We start from the raw sequence: 15,531 nt of genomic DNA on the forward strand, positions 1-15,531 counted from the left end.
TCGAGCGGGCGCTACTGATCGACGTCGACCTGCGCCGGGTTCGGGTCCATCTTGAAGACGACGCTCGGTTCCCACAGCAGCCGGTGTTCCTTGTAGGTGCCCTTGCCCATACCGCCGTGTTCCTGATTCGACTCGGTGACTTCGAGGAAAGCGAGTTCGCTGAGCAGCCCGCGGATCGAGTCCGTGGTGAGGTCGTCCGCCCCTTCCGCGGCGCAGACCTTCTGGTACACGTCGTAGATGACGGTCGTCCGGAACCAGTCCTGTTCCTCGGACGTGTTCGCGGTGAGGTTTGCGAGAGCATAGAGAACGTACTTGCTGTGAGGCGGGAGGCCGGCGATGAGTTCCTTCAGCCGCTCGACCTCGGCCTGCTCCTGCGCGCGTTCGAGGTGGCTCTCGGTCACCTCTGCGATGCCGTTGTTCTTCGCGTAGTCGCCGGCGTGGCGGAGGAGGCGAATGGCTTTGCGCGCGTCACCGTGGCGCTGGGCGGCGAGCGCGGCCGTTTTCGGGATGACGCCGGCGTTCAGGACGCCGTCGCGGAACGCGTCGCGGCGGTTTTCGAGTATCTGTCGGAGCTGTTCGCCGTCGTAGGGGTCGAAGATGAACTCGTTGTGGCCGAGGCTGCTCTTGACGCGCTCGGTCATCTGCTCGCGGAAGTTCACCTTGTTCGAGATGGAGATGATGCCGATCGGGACGTCGACCTTCCCCGCTTCGCGGGCCCGGGAGAGCAACATCAGGACGTTGTCGTCGCCGAGGCGGTCGACCTCGTCGAGCGTGATGAGCGCGGCGTCGTACTCCCGGTCGAGGATCTCCCAGAGGCGGTTGTAGTATTCGTTCGTCGAGATGCCGCGCGTGGGGATCTGGACGCCCGTGTCGGGCGTGTTGATGCCCTCGGCGATGGTCTGGATCGTGTCGGCTTCGCCCTTCGCCTGGGCGCAGTCGACGGTCACCGTCGCGAGGTCGTTGGCGCGCCGCTCGGCCTCGCTCCGGGCGCGCTCCATGACGTGGTTCGCGACGAGCGACTTCCCGGAACCGGTCTTTCCGTAGAGGATGACCGAGTTCGGCGGCGAGCCGGTGACGGCCGGGCCGACCTCGTTGGCGAGGTCGCGGATGTGTTCGTCGCGACCGACGATCCGGGCCTCGTCCGGGACGTGGTCGATGTTGAGTAGCTCCCGGTTCGCGAATATCGTGTCGTCACCGCCCTCGTCGACGGACTGGAACAGCTCGTCCCCCTCCGCTGTCGCCGCGTTCCGACGCTCCTGCATGACTCCCCTGTTCGGTGGCCCGCTGAAAAATGTTTCCACTACACTCCGAGTTAGTTACCCGCCAGTAGAACCTATCTTTCAGGATAGGGGCGGATTCGACGTAACTCCGAACTCGGTAATCCCCCACTAGATTCCGAGTTAGCGTCAGACGCTCGGCGTTCGGTACCGATCACGCCGGTCCGGCGACTCGGCCCGTGGCGACAGACGGACGGTGATCGACCACCGCCGATGGGGGGACACACACCTAATTCCGAGTCACCGATCGACCGAACGCTGGCAGATGGCCGTCGATCGGGGACCCACACCCGATTCCGAGTTAGTCGGAGGCGGATCCCTGGAGAACGGGAACAACGTCCCCGAGATATTGCTCGAATGGCATATTTCGGGGAGGAGATCCGGTCCGCTCGGGACGGACACCGGATTCCGAGTTAGTTTCGCGGGACGGAACGGTCGTCCCGAATCCGATCCGACCGGAGACACACCCGATTCCGAGTTAGTCTGACGGCCACCGAACGAACTACAGAACCAGACACACACCGGATTCCGAGTTAGTTCGACGACAGTATGACACTCCGTGAGGACAGACAGATCGATTCACGGCCAAACAGTCCCAGTTCGATAGGCTACTCAAACACACTAGCGTTCACCCCACCTAGCACCACCCCCACCAAGCACCACCCCCACCAAACACCACACAACTAGTGCCACTCAGCTAGCATCATTTAGCTATCAGCACTTAGCTAGCACTACTGTCTTTTTCTACGTTCACTACAATAATCTCGACAGAATGCTAGTTCTAGTGCGAACACACCGGATTCCGAGTTAGTTCACCCTCCACAGAGACACTCGACCCCGCCGAACCCCCCACTAACTCGGAATCCGGTGTGTGTCCCCCCAGTCGCTACTCCGACCCCATCTCGATCGGGACGGTTCGACACGCGTTCCTCGGTGATCGTCCGCAGACAAGCCGCATTACCCGCGACGACCGCGTCACCGCCCGTTCCCGCAGACTGAGAGCGGGCTCACCCCCTTATCCGTTCCGGCGATAGAGACTCGAATATGAGCGACAGCGACGACGCGTGTACGTACTGGGCGCCGACGGAGTGTGAGGGATCGATCCACTGTCCTCCGCGGTGTCCGCGATTCGTCGACACGGAGGGAGACCGCTGGGTCGTCCGCCCGCCGACGGCCGACGACCGTGACGCGCTCGTCGACATGTACGACGATTTCGCGCCCGGCGAACGAGCGCAGGGACTGCCGCCGCGGAATCGCTCGCGGATCGTGGACTGGCTCGACGGCCTCCTGGAAGAAGGGTGTAACTTCGTCGTCGTCGGGCAGGAGCGAGTCGTCGGTCACGCGCTGTACACGCCGACCGACGACGCCGAACCGGAGTTCGCAGTCTTCGTTCACCAGGACTACCAGCACCGCGGTATCGGGACCGAAGTGAGCGAGCACGTCCTCGCGACGGCCGTCGTCGGCGACCGCAACGCGCTCACCCTCGTCGTCCAGCCCGGCAATCGGCCCGCTCGCCGGCTCTACGACACCCTCGGGTTCAAAGCGGTCGAGGACGTCTCGTACACCCAGACGGGGCGACCGAGGAGCGTCCTCCGGATGCGCCGGCCGCTTGACTCGTCCGCCGACACCGTGTCGTGTCGGCATCCGCCGCTGGTCCGTGGGGACCTCTCGCCGACCGTACCGGGCCCGGCCGCGTCCGACTAAGCCGGCCGCGTCGATACCAGCCGCGCCGGACTGACCCGCCCCATTGGGACGTAGCCAGAGCGAGCGGGCGAAAACCATACGCAGGAAGGACAGCAGACGACGAATGAGTGCGGAAAAGAGGGCTATCCGAGGACGTATTCGAGGACGGGGTAGCGCTCTCCGAGCGTCTGTCCGCCGAGGTCGTAGTTCTCGATCCACGCGTCAAGGCCGAGGATCCGGCCGGCGCCGAAGGCGGCGACCGCGAGGAACACGAGCATGTACGCGAAGTCCCCGTTGATGAGGCCGTGGGCGATGTCCCAGTTCCCGAAGTAGAACATGAGCATCATCAGCGCGCCGAAGAACGCCGCGAGGCGGACCAGCGCACCGACGAGTAGCCCGAGCCCGATGAACAGCTCGCCCCACGGGACCGCGACGTTCGCGAACTCGACGAACCACGGCGTCGACCCCATCCAGGCGAACAGCCCGGCCAGCGGGTTGCCGTTCGTCGCCGCGCTGTGGGCCAGGTAGCCGCCCGCGCCGAACGGTTCCGCTGCGGTGATCTTCGTGAACCCGGAGTAGGCGAACGCCCACCCCATCATGAGACGGAGTGAGAGGACGAACCAGGCAGACAGACTGTGGGCGCGCCCGCCCACCGTGTAGCCGCCGACGGTGCTCTGGAACGTGTTACGAGTGTCTGGGGAAGTGGTTGCTGCGGTCATAGTAGGCGGAAGAGAACTTCCTACTTCTATAGACGACGTATGGGGTAATAAAGTGATATGTATACGCGGTAGCATGGTTCTCGATACGTTACGAGAATTATTCGACTCGGGCCGTCGAGCGAGACAAATGGCTCAGTACAGCGGTGCGATCTCCTCCGCGCCCTCGTTGAGCAGTTTGTCGAGGTTGTCCTCGCGCTCGGACTGCAACTGGTCGATGTTCTCCCTGGCCTCGATGGCAACCTGCTGGAGCTCCTTGATCCGCGGCACCTTGTGGATGCCCGAGAAGAGGACGGCGCTCGCGACCGTTTCGGAGTCGGGAATCGGGTAGTCGCCCCCGCGAACCTCCATGCTCCCGGTTTCCTCCTCCACCCACGACCGCCCGCGCTCGATGCCCTTCCGGTTGAGGAACTCGGGCGGCCCGCCGACGACCAGCAGCGAGCGCTCGGCTCCCGACAGATCACAGGGGAGCGTGAGCCGACCGAGCGCCGCCTTTCGCACCAGCGACGTGATGCGATTGGTCGTGTTCGCTTCCTGCATGTCGTCGACGACGCTCTCGTCGCTGGCACCACCCATCCGCGAGAGGAGCCCCCCGTCGTCTCGTTCGACCGTCTCGGAGGCGTAGCCGACCGTGGAGACGCCGCCGCCCGCGAGCGTGTTGATGATCTCCGAGGAGTCGACGACGCTCTCGGCGACCTGGTCGTTTCCGACGGTCTCGCCGGCGGCGAAGAGCATGCCGAACCGGCGGACGATCTCGCCGTTTATCTGGTCGTAGCCGCCGGCCATCGACTCGCCGGTCTGGCGCCAGGCGTCGTTGTCGAACACGAGCACGTTGTCCGTCTCGCGGACGAACGTCTGGAACGACCGGGCGGCGTTGAGCGTGTAGATGCCGCCCTCGTCGGCCGCCGGGAGGACGCCCAGGCCGAAGACGGGCTCGGTGTAGATGCGCTTGAGGTGCTTGGCGAGCACCGGCGCGCCGCCGCTGCCCGTCCCGCCTCCCAGCCCCGCCACGATCAGGAACGCGTCCACCTCGTGAACCGGTATCTCGTCCAGCGCGCTCTGGACCTCGCCAACGTCCTGCTCGGCGATCTCCGCGCCCAGTTCGTTGTCCGCGCCGACGCCGTGGCCCTTGACGCGCGCCTGTCCGATGAGGACGCGGTTGTCCACGGGGACGTTCTCCAGTCCGCGCAGGTCGGTCTTCGCCGTGTTGACCGCGATGGGGGAGCTGAAGATGTCCAGTCCCGTCCGGCGCTCGTAGTCGACGAACTCGTCGACGATCTTGCCGCCCGCCTGTCCGAAGCCGATGAGTGCTACTTTCATGGTTGCCTCGTGACGGGGGTCAGTGGTCGGCACTTACCCGCGGTAAGCCCTCGATATCCCGACGCCGACGTCGCCCCGTGTCGCTTCGGACTCGCGGCCGACACGGGTATTGTTATACGGCGTCTTACCGACGCTCTCCGGCCTGGACGCGCCAGCCAGACCGACGGAGAACACGGCCCGACCGCACGGATTTACGCGTCGAGGCCCAAGGGACGGACAGCATGAGCCACGGAGACGCGAGTCACGAGTCAGTCGACGAGCGCGGCGACCGCGACCGGCAGCGCGACGCGGGGAGCAGCGGCGGGAAGATGGAGCAGATCTCGGGATACGTGCGGAAGGGCGCACGCTCGGGCGCGCTCGCCGGCCTCGGTGGCGGCGCGACCGTCGTCAGCGGCCTACGTGACATCCGGGCCGGCGACCGCGCTCGCGGCCTCGGCCGGCTCGCGGTCGGCGCCGGCCTCCTCGCGATCGCGGCCGTCCAGCGCCGCTCACGCCGCGACGGGGGCGAGCGGATCGACATCGACCAGTCGGACGTCGTCGACACGGCCCCGGACATCGAGAGCGCCGCCGGCGAGTTCGAGAGGCAGCCCGACCACGCGAGCGGTGACGAGGCCTCGTCGGTCGTCGACACCGGCGTTGACGTCGGGAGCGCGGTCGAACCGGGCGACGAATCGGGCGACCAGACGGGGGGGCAAAAGCGCGCGGAGTCCGATGAGTCGACCGGCGAAGCGGCCCCGCTCGCCGACGATCGGCTGGGGGCGGCGGCCTTCGACGAACACAGCAACGAGGTACCGGCGCCCCAGCGTGCGTTCAATCAGGAGTTCCTCTCGATGAACGCCGAGGTCGTGTGGGGGATCCGCGACGACGACGGGGTCGTCGTCTCGCAGCTTTACGACCCGATCGAGGAGGGCGAGGACGTCCGATACGTCGCCAGCACGCAGGTCGACGAGAACCGTATCGTCACCGTCCCCGACGAGGTGCTCGACCACTGGGAGAGCGTCTACGACGGCGTCCGCGTCGCAGGCGGTGACGATATCGTGTTCGCGACTGGCGACGAACTGGAACGAGACGAGCAACTGCTCGTCGTCCCCGCGGCGCACGCCGACGCCGTCGTGAGCGACACCGCCTGACCGTTCCGCAGTCGGTCAGTTCTCTCGGAACTGCGCGCCCGTCGACCCCTCGGGCGGGGTCGCGTCCACCCAGTTCGATTCGTCGAGGACGAACCGCGCCGCGACCGCGGCGACGCGTCGGGCGGTCTCCTCGCGATCGAACAGGGAGATGCTTCCGAGCGACGCGCCGACGCTCTTGCTCGCCTCGCGGGTCGGGACCCCCGGGTCGCCGACCAGGTCTTCCAGTTCGCGCGTCAGCCGCTCGTCGAGCTCCTTCCGCGCCGGCCTGGCGAGTTCGCTCCCGGCCGGCAGGAGGTCGTAGGTGACCGCGTACCCCTCCTCGTAGCGCTCGACGGCGAAAAACGGCGTCCGCTCTCGCTCCGCGCGCTCGTACTCCGCGTCCCGGGTCGCCTGGTCCTCGTAACACGGCACCTCCGCCGGGTCGTATCCCTCTGTCACGTCTACCAGTTGGCGCTTCGACACCATAAACGTCTGGCGGCCGGGGGCGGTCCGATGTGGGCTGGGCGTTCCCGTCGGCTCGCTGGCGTCCGGCCGCCCCCGTGTAGAACGGGTAACTAAAGGCCCCATTTGAGTAAGCGAAACCTACTACGTAGTTGCGGGTTTCGGATCGATCACATGTCCAGAACGGAAACCGCAGCCGCCTGCTGGCTGGCCGCGCTTGTCGTCGCCGGCACGCTCGCCGCAGTCGTGCCGGCGGGTGCGGCCGCCGCAGGGCCCTCCACCCCGTCCGCCGACGCGGCGGACACGCAATCGAACAGTCCCTCCGCAACTACAGTCCCGATAGCGTTCGCGGGGACCGACGACGGCGGCACCGTCGTCGGCGGCATCGAACTCCCGGAGAACTACAGCATCCGGATGGGTTCCCCCGCGCTGAACGGCTCGCTCGTCCGCTTCGACGAGGACGATCAGGTCGACTGGAAGCGGACGTTCTCGACGACCAACGCCACCACGCAAGTGGCCGACGTGGCCGTCGGCGACGGCGGCGACGTGTACGCGCTCGTTACCACGCGGGACGTCCAGGTCGAGACGTACCCGGCGGAGACGACCGTCGAGGTCGTTCACCTCACGAGCGACGGTGACGTCACCTGGCGTCACGAACTGAACGCGAGCGCAATGTCGGCGTACGGCGGGACCGCCGACACGATGCGCGCGACCGACCAGGGCGTCGCCGTGGCGTTCGGGCTTCCGGGCGGTGACGGCGTCCGCCTGACGGAACTCTCGGGCGGCGACGCCGTCTGGAGCGAAACCTACGGCGTCGACGCCTCCCCGACGTCGCTCCGGACGACCGACGACGGGTTCCTCGTCGCCGGGAACGCCGGCTATTCGAACCCCTGGGTGCTCCGGACCGGCTCGTCCGGCCAGGTGCAGTTCAACCACACCGTCCGCGGCTCGGTCGACCAGAGCGTCGTCGGCGCGGTCCCCACGGACGACGGCGGCGCGCTCCTCGCGGGCACGCAGTCCGGCTTCGGTGGCAGCTACTCGACGAACGCGTGGGTCAGCCGCGTCGACGACGACGGGGTCACCCGCTGGAGCCGCCTCTACGGCGTCGGCAACGAGAGCCGAGTCCAGCAGGTCTTCGCCCACCGCAACGGCGTCGTCCTCCTCGAACAGGGACAGAACCAGTTCCGCGGCGCGACGACGGTTCGGGTCCGCGGCGTCGGCGACGACGGGCGCCAGCTGTTCGACGAGGCCTCGCAGTTCAACGGCTCGCTCACCGCGGCGAGCCGCGTCGACGGCGAACTCCGACTCGCCGGCCTGACCGGCCTCCTGTCCGACCGCATCGCGACCACCGAGTCGACGATCACCATCCCCCGGACCAGCAGCGGCGACAGCGACCGTCTCCGGGCCGACGTCGACGTCACCTCCAACGAGACGGCCTACCGCGGGCAGAACCTCCGGTTCGCCGACCGCGGTGCCAACGGCGCCACCTACGATCTCGTGCGAGTGCCCGACGAGACCGACTTCTTCGAACCCCACGTCGTCCGACGGGTCTCCCTCGACGACGGCGAGGCCGTCCTCGAATCGGCGACGCTGACCGACGGCGAGTACGTGCTCCGGAACGACGACGGCGAGTCGCTCGTCCTCGAAGACGGCGCCGTCGTCGGCACGGGTACCGACTCCGAGGCCGCGTTCACCCTCGCGAGCCAGGACTTCTTCTACCTGGAGACCAACCGCACGTTCGTCGACGCGGCCGCCGGCGAGGACCGCGTCTCGCTGTCGCTGCGCTCCGAGCGTCCGGACTACGACCTCCAAGTCGCCGTCGAAGACAACCAGGGCGAGTCGGTCTCGGCCGACGAACTCCGGGACGCGTTCGACGACGTCGACGGGTTCACCGGCGTCGAACGGGTCGGCGGCGATCCCGTCGCCGCCTTCGAAGCCAGCGGCGACGTCAGGATGAACGCCTCCGCGGCCGCCTTCGACGCCGGCCTCTACGAGGTCGAGGTCAGCGCCGTGGACACGCGCGAGGCCGGCGCGTCCGCCAACGCCCGCCTCGTCGTCGCACACGAGTCCAACCGCACCGTGGGGCTCTCGCTGAACGAGTCGTCGCTGACCCTCCCGATCAACGGGACGGCGCAGACGAACCTCACGCTCTCGGGCGTCGACAACGGTATCAGCGCCCTCTCGATATCCGCGAATCGGACCGGTCACCCCGCCGTCTGGCCCGACCTCGGACTGCACATCAACGCCTCGCGGCTCTCCGCGGGGGCCGGTGGTAGTTCCGACAGCGCCGAGGCCTCGGCCACGGCTTTCGACGGCAACACCGGCAACGGGACCGTCACCGTCGGAACGTTCGGCGTCGAGACGAACACCTTCGGCAACGAACAGATCGAGCCCGGGAACAACACGATCACGCTCCGCGTCGACTGGGTCGTCGACGAAGACGGTATCCCCTACGGCGTCCCCGACGCGATCACCGTCCCCGTCGAAGTCGTCGAGTCGACTAACGGGACCGACGGCGAACGCGACGAGGGAGGCGTCGGCATCAGTGGCGGCAGTAGTGGCGGCGACAGCAGCAGCAGCGGCGGCGACAGCGCCGGTGGTAGCAACAGCGCCAGTGGGAGCGCCGGTGCGACCAACTCGACGACCGCCGCGGCCGCCGAGTAATCGCGGAGCCCACCGCCCTTTTTTCCGCAGAAACAGTCGGTAGCGTCGCCTACCACGCCGCATCGAGGACGGCTTCGATCTCCTCCGCCGACGGGTCGAGCCCCTCGGGAGCGCCGCCCATCAGCCCGTCGTTACGGATCGCCTCGGCGATGGTCGGGAAGTCGTCACGCGCGAGTCCGTCGATAGCGCGCAGTCGCGAAGGGAGTTCGAGGTCGTCGCTGACTGCCGCGACCGCGTCGACGGCGCGATCGGCGGTCTCGTCGTCGCCGGTGGCCGGGTCGTCGACGTCGAGCGCCTCGGCGAGCAGATCCCGTCGCCCGTCGACCTCGTCGAAGACGTAGCGGAGGACGTGCGGCGCGACGATGCCGTGGACCGTCCCCTGGTGAGCGTCGTAATCGTGGGAGAAACCGTGGCCGAACGCGTGGATGACCGAGGCCCGATACGTCCCGGGCGTCGAGATGCCGTACTGGGCGAGGACGACACCCGCGACCGCGTCGTACAGTTTGCCCTCGTCCATCTGATCCCGCGGCAGCGTCTCGAACCCCGACTGCATGAGCGAGAGCGCCCGCATCGCCGTCCCGTCGGTCACTGGCGTCCGATAGCGCGAGTAGAGGCACTCGATTGCCTTGTCGAACCCGTTCATCGCCGACGCGCAGAGCACGCCCTTCGGCGTGGTCTCGAACAGCGCCGGGTCGTAACAGAGCGCCGTCGGCATGAGTCGGCGGTCCCCGACCGAGCCATTGGGGATCTCCCGGTCAGAGAGCCCGGACGGGTCGAGCGTGAGGCCGACGCCGGCGATGACGGAGAGGTCCGCCCCCGCGAGCGTCGTCGGGACGGCGACGACCGGCGTCGGATCGCCGTCAGTCGCGACGGTGACCTCCCCGGATTCGAGCGCCCCCTGCGCGGCGGCCTCGACGTCGTCGTGGCTCGTCAGCGCGCTGATCACCTTGGCGACGTCGAGACTGCTCCCGCTCCCGACCGCGACGAGCGCGTCGATCCCCTCCGAGCGGACGCGGCGGGCGCCGTCGAGCCCCGTCCGCAGGTACTTCGCGGGCGTCGTCTCGTCGAACACGCCGGCGAGTCGGTCGTCGAGCCCCGCTTCGACCGGGTCCATCACGTCGCGATTCGCCCCGACGTTCGAGCCCGTGACGACCAGCGCGTCAGTCAGGCCGCGCTCGGCCAGCACCGCTTCGAGTTGGGCCACGCATCCCCGAGCGCAGCGGAGTTCGCCCGGGTCGTAGTCGAACGAGAAGCCGCGCTCTGAACCGCGTGCCTCGGGCGCCATATCCCCGAATTCGGCCGATCGATCCATAAGTCCGTCGGGGTCGACGATCGCGCCTGACGCCCCGTGCGCTGTCGGGCGTCCCGCCCACGGAATCGCCGGATCGCTCCGGGATCGAAGACGGGACGAAAACGGTTATTTCCCTGCAGGAGACACCACTCTCGCACGCTCCCGGTTTGGGACGCTCCGCTGTCGGACGCTCGCACTCTGGGACTCCTCGTAGTCCGACGCCCGTCCCCGATCGACGGCATTCGATCGACGCCACCCCAGTGTCATTCTCCGAACGTCCGAAACTGGAAGTCCGATCGTATAAATAGCGATGGTATGATGAATTATTTATTGTTATATACCGTAGTGTATTCGGGGATGTCGCGTAGTTTCGTTTTCGCAGGACTGTATCGGGTCCCGCCAGCGAGCTAAGCAGACGATCAAAATCACACTTCGAAACCATCTCACCAATAATACGCTGATTTTACGTCCATTACGGTGTATCTGGACCGTTCTATTCGAACGACCGAATTCACGGGCAAATAAATCAAATAGCGGATATCTTCTCAATCAAGTCACGAACCTAGACATATTGCGGACGGATCGATCACGTCGACTCACCGGTTGGGACGAGAACGACGAATCGCGACGACACGGTCGCGACGCTCGCCGATCGGGCGACAAGGAGTGATACGGGGTTCCGCGGTGCCGCGTCGAGAAAGCGGCGGAACCCGAGTGACGGCCCGGAACCGGTCAGGCCGATCCGAAGGCGGCGGGTCGATGGTTCAGTCGAGGCGTCTCGGACTTCGAAGGCGCGACGGCCGACGGGCCGGTCCAGGTCGGCTTACTCCGGCGCCTGGAAGTCGGTGTCGTAGCTGGCCTCGATGAGCCCGCCCAGGATGAGCGTTGAGCTGATACCGAAGCCGCGCTCGTAGTCGAGTCCGCGGTGGCCCGGCTCCGGCCACTCGAAGTCGCGGACGTTGCCCCAGGCGCCCCAGTTGTACTGGTGGAACACGAAGTGGGGCAGGTAGTAGTTGTAGTACCGGGCGCACTTCTGGTAGAGCTCCTGAAGCTGCTCCTCGGACGTCTCCGGATCGCGGATGTCGTAGACGATCTCGGCCAGGTTGATCTCCTCGCCGTTCGAGAGATCGGGGTTGATACCGGCTTCGTCGGGAGCGTCGATGGAGCCGACCTCCGAGGGGATCTGGACCTGGAGCGGCTTGCCCTGGGAGTCCTTTTCCGTGTCGCGGTCGACCCGCGTGGACGGGTCGTCGGCCTTGCCCATCACCAGCGTGCCGGCGAGCGGACCGGCCGTGCTGTTGTAGTACCCGAACGGGTTGCCGTAGCCGTGCCAGAAGACCGAGGACTCGTAGTTGAGCCCGTCGCTGGCGTTGAGGTTGCTCTGCCAGGTCGACCAGCCCTGGCTGCTGAAGTTGACGCCGAACCCGATCTCGCTCAGGTTCGCCTTGATCGTCTGGGCGGCGCCGGCGTAGTCGGCGATGGCGGACGGGTAGATGATGTCGATGCTGGCGGGGTTGCCGCTGGGGTCGACCCACTGGCCGCCCTGCTTGCTGTAGCCGCCGCGCTGCAGGTACTGCTCTGCGGCCTCGGGGTCGGACTCGACGGGCCAGCCGTGGAGGCTGTCGAGGAAGTCGCTGGAGAACGTCGCCTGCGACTGGGCGTCGAGCAGGTACGTGTGGTTCTCGATGGGGACCGACCGTTCGTCGCCCCAGCCGTTCGCACCGGCGGCGCTCCAGTCGACGGCCGCCACGAGGGCGCGGCGCACCCAGAGATTCTGGAGGTGGTCGCTGTGCCAGTTGAACCGCCACTTGTCACCGCCGGACGAACGCAGCCAGCGGGTGAGCTCCTGCATGTGGTCCGGCAGGCTTTCGCGAGGGAACAGGCTGTTCGGTGCGATGATGTTGCCGTTGAGGTCGAGCGACCCGTTCCCGGCGAGCGTGTTCCGGCGGTCGCCCTCGCCCCACATGAGGGCGAGCTTGGAGACGTTGGTGTTGGCGGCGTTCGGGTGAGCGACTTCCGTGTCACCGTTGCTCGCCGCGGCCTCGTCGCGGAGACGTAGCGTGAGCCGCGCGGACCCGATGTCGTCGTCGGAGCGCAGCTCGTAGGGGCCGCTCCCCCAGCCCTCGTCCATCAGTCGCTGGAGCGTGATCCGGTCGCCGATCAGGTCGTCGGTCACCGCCTGGGACTCGTCGGCCGAAGAGGCGTCCTGGTAGCGCTCCAGGTACGGCTGCGTGAAGTCCGGGTGCAGCGGCATGTCGCCGTCGTTCGGCGCCGCGTCGGCCGCGAGGATGTGCCTGGCCTGCGGGTTGTCGTCGAGCCCGTTGCTCCCGTCGGCGTTCCACCGGTGGTACTCCCACTGACTGACGGCCTCGCTCTGGAAGGCCGTGTCCTCGTTGAACTTGTTCCCGTTCTGGAAGTAGTGGACGTGGTCGTGGATCTCGCGCGCCTCGGCGTCGAAGGGGTCCCCGTTCCAGTAGGTCGCCCGGTCGTCGTGCATCTCGTAGATGTCGTACGGCGCCTCGACCTCGTAGCCCGTGTACCACGTCATGATAGAGACGCTGTCCGTCCCGGGCTTCCACGGCGCCTCGACCTCCAGGCCGCTGTAGGCCATCTCGCCCGTGTGGACGTTCTTCATGGCGTGGAGGTCCGTCATGAACCCCATCCCGGTCGTGTTGTCCTGGGGCGCCCAGAGGTTGGCGTCGAACACGTCCGGCGAGTTGGACTGGAAGATCCGGATCTCGTCGGTCACCGGGTCGCCTTCCGGCGTCGGCTCGTCGGTCGCCGTCTCACCGGACTCGTCGGTGTCGGACGGCGTGTCCCCGGACCCCGAGTCGCCCGGCGTCTCCGTCGGCGTCGACGCCGGTTCGTCGGTCGCCGTCCCGTCTCCACCCTGCGACGGACAGCCCGCCAGGCCAGTGATCCCGACACCGGCCAGCAACTGTGCGTACTGCCGTCGCGACAATCGATCGCGCAGGTTGTCATACTCCCGCATAGTAACCCACTTCAGCGCTTGCTATAAAAAAATTACCTAGTAATTCGTGACTCACTTGCCACTCGCTTCACAGGGGCTCGTGAGTGCGATGTCGGGGGATTCCGACCGACGACGTCCTCGCCACAGCGCAGTCTACGCCGTCTACTGAGCGACGATGGTCGCCCTCGCGGCGTTGTACGATGACGATCGGAACCGGGTGGTATCGTCGTGCGCGCCCGCGGGAAGATTACTGACATCACCGCAGAAGGTCTCGGAGCGACTCACTGAATCGCCGCGATTCACCGTCCGTATAAAAAGGTCGTCGACGAGGTTTTGCGTTTCACAATGTGGGAAATATTGTGGGGAATCTGGCAACGAGACAGCTTGAATCTACCGATACCAAGCCATGTTTGGTGGAACTGGGTGTAAAATTACATCGATATCATAGTAATATTCATTATCGACTGCGAATATGTACCGAATCGAGACACGTTCTATCGTTTCATATAGTGGGATTTTCCGAGAGAATCGCCGGACCGCGGACGGCCACTCTCGCCCCGGTCTCTCGGATGGAGACGACGGCACCGAAGGGAGAGCACCGCGAGACTAGCGACGATAATATCGGATAGGACCATATAAGCGCTGAATCGGACGTTTTTGGCAGTTTCACAGACGGCACTCGTATCGATTGAGGCCGAGACACTGGACAGTGACAGGCCTCTGGGACAGCGACGACTATCAGCGAACGGGACCGACCGCTGGCAACAGTCTGTCAGCGCCACTACAGCCGGCCGAGACCCCGCAAAGCTCGAACGCTGCCAGGCGATTACAACATTAAGACTGTAAGCCGAAGGGAACCCACCGGGATCGCGCCTCCGGGATCATCCATCCGAATATATCGGACGAACCGTCGCCGGCCGCAGAGGTCACATTTATGTCCACAGTAGCGGATCGCTCAGACGGAATGTCGACATCGCTGTTCGAGTACGAACCGAGAGACTGGCGAACCGACGCGACGGGCACGGTCAGATTCGCGCTCGTCGGGATCGGGTGGTGGACCAGCGAGTACGTCCTCCCGGCCATCGAGGAGATAGACCACTGCACGACGACGACGGTCGTCAGCAGTTCGACGGAGAAGACCGACCGCGTCCGCGAGGCGTACGACACCGTCGAACACGGCCTGACCTACGAGGAATTCGCGGACGGCGAGGCGGCCGACGCGTACGACGCGGTCTACGTCTGCACGCCGAACGCGACCCACCTCGAACACGTCGAGGCGGCCGCGCGCAACGGAAAGGCCGTTCTCTGCGAGAAGCCGATGGAGGCGACCGTCGAGCGCGCCGAGTCGCTCGTCGAAGCCTGCGAGGAGCACGACGTCCCGCTGATGGTCGCCTACCGGATGCACACCGAACCCGCGGTCCGGCGGGCCCGCGAACTCGTCCGCGACGGCGTCATCGGCGAACCGCAGCTCGTCCACGGCGAGAACTCCCAGCCGCTCCTCCGGATGATCGAGAATCCCGACCAGTGGCGGCTCAATCCCGACCTCACCGGCTACGGGACGTCCGTGATGGATCTGGGCATCTACCCGCTGAATACCGCGCGGTTCGTCCTGGACGCCGACCCCGTGCAGGTCCAGTCGACGATGGCCTCCGAGCACGAGGCGTTCGACGAGGTCCCCGACGAGGTGGCGACCTTCTCCGTCGTCTTCGACGACGGCACGCACGCCGCGTGCTCGTCGTCGCAGAACGCCCACGACCACACGCGCCTGGAGATCGTCGGGACCGAGGGCCGCATCGAACTGGAACCGGCCTTCCACATGGAGACCTCGCTGACGGTCGCGCAGGGCGAGACGACGGTCGACGTCGAGACCGAGCAGGTCGACCAGATGGCCGAGGAGTTCGAGTACTTCGCCCAGCAGGTGCTCGCGGACGAACCGCTGTACGCCGACGGCGAGCACGGGCTGGTCGACATGAAGGCGGTCCGGGCGATCCACGAGGCTGCGGAGTCCGGCGAGACGGTCGACGTCGAGTAAAAGCGG

Annotated in this window: 10 protein-coding genes; 4 read left to right on the top strand and 6 right to left on the bottom strand. The window is 66.4% G+C overall.

Annotated features, from left to right (window positions below; translation table 11 throughout):
- Window positions 1–11 precede the first annotated feature (11 nt).
- Entirely contained in the window at window positions 12–1,262 is a 1,251-nt protein-coding gene (locus tag ACMGFH_RS10480; protein ID WP_415383060.1) for an orc1/cdc6 family replication initiation protein, read from the bottom strand.
- Between the two features lie 1,059 nt (window positions 1,263–2,321).
- Between ACMGFH_RS10480 and ACMGFH_RS10485 the strand changes: the two genes are divergently transcribed.
- A complete protein-coding gene (locus tag ACMGFH_RS10485) occupies window positions 2,322–2,981 on the top strand; it encodes a GNAT family N-acetyltransferase (RefSeq protein WP_415383061.1) in 660 nt (219 codons plus the stop codon).
- Between the two features lie 122 nt (window positions 2,982–3,103).
- Here ACMGFH_RS10485 and ACMGFH_RS10490 read toward each other — a convergent pair whose 3' ends face one another.
- Both ACMGFH_RS10490 and ACMGFH_RS10495 read right to left on the bottom strand, forming a co-directional pair.
- Window positions 3,104–3,679: a DoxX family protein gene (locus ACMGFH_RS10490; RefSeq protein WP_415383062.1), complete on the bottom strand. Its 576-nt coding sequence runs from the start codon at window positions 3,677–3,679 to the stop codon at window positions 3,104–3,106.
- A gap of 132 nt (window positions 3,680–3,811) precedes the next feature.
- On the bottom strand, window positions 3,812–4,996 hold the full coding sequence (locus tag ACMGFH_RS10495) for a tubulin/FtsZ family protein (protein ID WP_415383063.1): 1,185 nt from the start codon (window positions 4,994–4,996) through the stop codon (window positions 3,812–3,814).
- A gap of 221 nt (window positions 4,997–5,217) precedes the next feature.
- Between ACMGFH_RS10495 and ACMGFH_RS10500 the strand changes: the two genes are divergently transcribed.
- Window positions 5,218–6,126 (top strand): hypothetical protein, encoded by a 909-nt coding sequence (locus ACMGFH_RS10500; protein WP_415383065.1) that lies wholly within the window; start codon window positions 5,218–5,220, stop codon window positions 6,124–6,126.
- Window positions 6,127–6,141: 15 nt separating this feature from the next.
- On the opposite strand, the gene ACMGFH_RS10505 is transcribed toward ACMGFH_RS10500, so the two are convergent.
- Window positions 6,142–6,564 carry a hypothetical protein gene (locus tag ACMGFH_RS10505; protein ID WP_415383066.1) on the bottom strand — a complete coding sequence of 141 codons (423 nt, stop codon included), beginning with the start codon at window positions 6,562–6,564 and terminating at the stop codon, window positions 6,142–6,144.
- Between the two features lie 177 nt (window positions 6,565–6,741).
- Here ACMGFH_RS10505 and ACMGFH_RS10510 point away from each other — a divergent pair, with 177 nt between their 5' ends.
- Complete coding sequence (locus ACMGFH_RS10510; protein WP_415383067.1) at window positions 6,742–9,231, top strand: hypothetical protein; 2,490 nt, start codon at window positions 6,742–6,744, stop codon at window positions 9,229–9,231.
- Window positions 9,232–9,280: 49 nt separating this feature from the next.
- On the opposite strand, the gene ACMGFH_RS10515 is transcribed toward ACMGFH_RS10510, so the two are convergent.
- Window positions 9,281–10,516 (bottom strand): iron-containing alcohol dehydrogenase family protein, encoded by a 1,236-nt coding sequence (locus ACMGFH_RS10515; protein WP_415383068.1) that lies wholly within the window; start codon window positions 10,514–10,516, stop codon window positions 9,281–9,283.
- Window positions 10,517–11,345: 829 nt separating this feature from the next.
- Entirely contained in the window at window positions 11,346–13,514 is a 2,169-nt protein-coding gene (locus ACMGFH_RS10520; RefSeq protein WP_415383069.1) for an ABC transporter substrate-binding protein, read from the bottom strand.
- Window positions 13,515–14,457: 943 nt separating this feature from the next.
- On the opposite strand from ACMGFH_RS10520, the gene gfo6 reads away from it, so the two are divergent.
- A complete protein-coding gene (gfo6, locus tag ACMGFH_RS10525) occupies window positions 14,458–15,525 on the top strand; it encodes a D-xylose 1-dehydrogenase Gfo6 (protein ID WP_415383071.1) in 1,068 nt (355 codons plus the stop codon).
- Window positions 15,526–15,531 lie beyond the last annotated feature (6 nt).

Origin of the sequence: Halosimplex rarum, from assembly GCF_047715405.1 — an archaeon.
Lineage (GTDB): Archaea > Halobacteriota > Halobacteria > Halobacteriales > Haloarculaceae > Halosimplex > Halosimplex rarum.

What these genes read in the sequence shown, in the direction of transcription:
- ACMGFH_RS10510 (WP_415383067.1), top strand. Translation starts at nt 6,742, where the DNA reads ATGTCCAGAACGGAAACCGCAGCCGCCTGCTGGCTGGCCGCGCTTGTC.
- ACMGFH_RS10480 (WP_415383060.1), bottom strand. Translation starts at nt 1,262, where the DNA reads ATGCAGGAGCGTCGGAACGCGGCGACAGCGGAGGGGGACGAGCTGTTC.
- ACMGFH_RS10490 (WP_415383062.1), bottom strand. Translation starts at nt 3,679, where the DNA reads ATGACCGCAGCAACCACTTCCCCAGACACTCGTAACACGTTCCAGAGC.
- ACMGFH_RS10520 (WP_415383069.1), bottom strand. Translation starts at nt 13,514, where the DNA reads ATGCGGGAGTATGACAACCTGCGCGATCGATTGTCGCGACGGCAGTAC.
- ACMGFH_RS10495 (WP_415383063.1), bottom strand. Translation starts at nt 4,996, where the DNA reads ATGAAAGTAGCACTCATCGGCTTCGGACAGGCGGGCGGCAAGATCGTC.
- gfo6 (WP_415383071.1), top strand. Translation starts at nt 14,458, where the DNA reads ATGTCGACATCGCTGTTCGAGTACGAACCGAGAGACTGGCGAACCGAC.
- ACMGFH_RS10500 (WP_415383065.1), top strand. Translation starts at nt 5,218, where the DNA reads ATGAGCCACGGAGACGCGAGTCACGAGTCAGTCGACGAGCGCGGCGAC.
- ACMGFH_RS10515 (WP_415383068.1), bottom strand. Translation starts at nt 10,516, where the DNA reads ATGGCGCCCGAGGCACGCGGTTCAGAGCGCGGCTTCTCGTTCGACTAC.
- ACMGFH_RS10485 (WP_415383061.1), top strand. Translation starts at nt 2,322, where the DNA reads ATGAGCGACAGCGACGACGCGTGTACGTACTGGGCGCCGACGGAGTGT.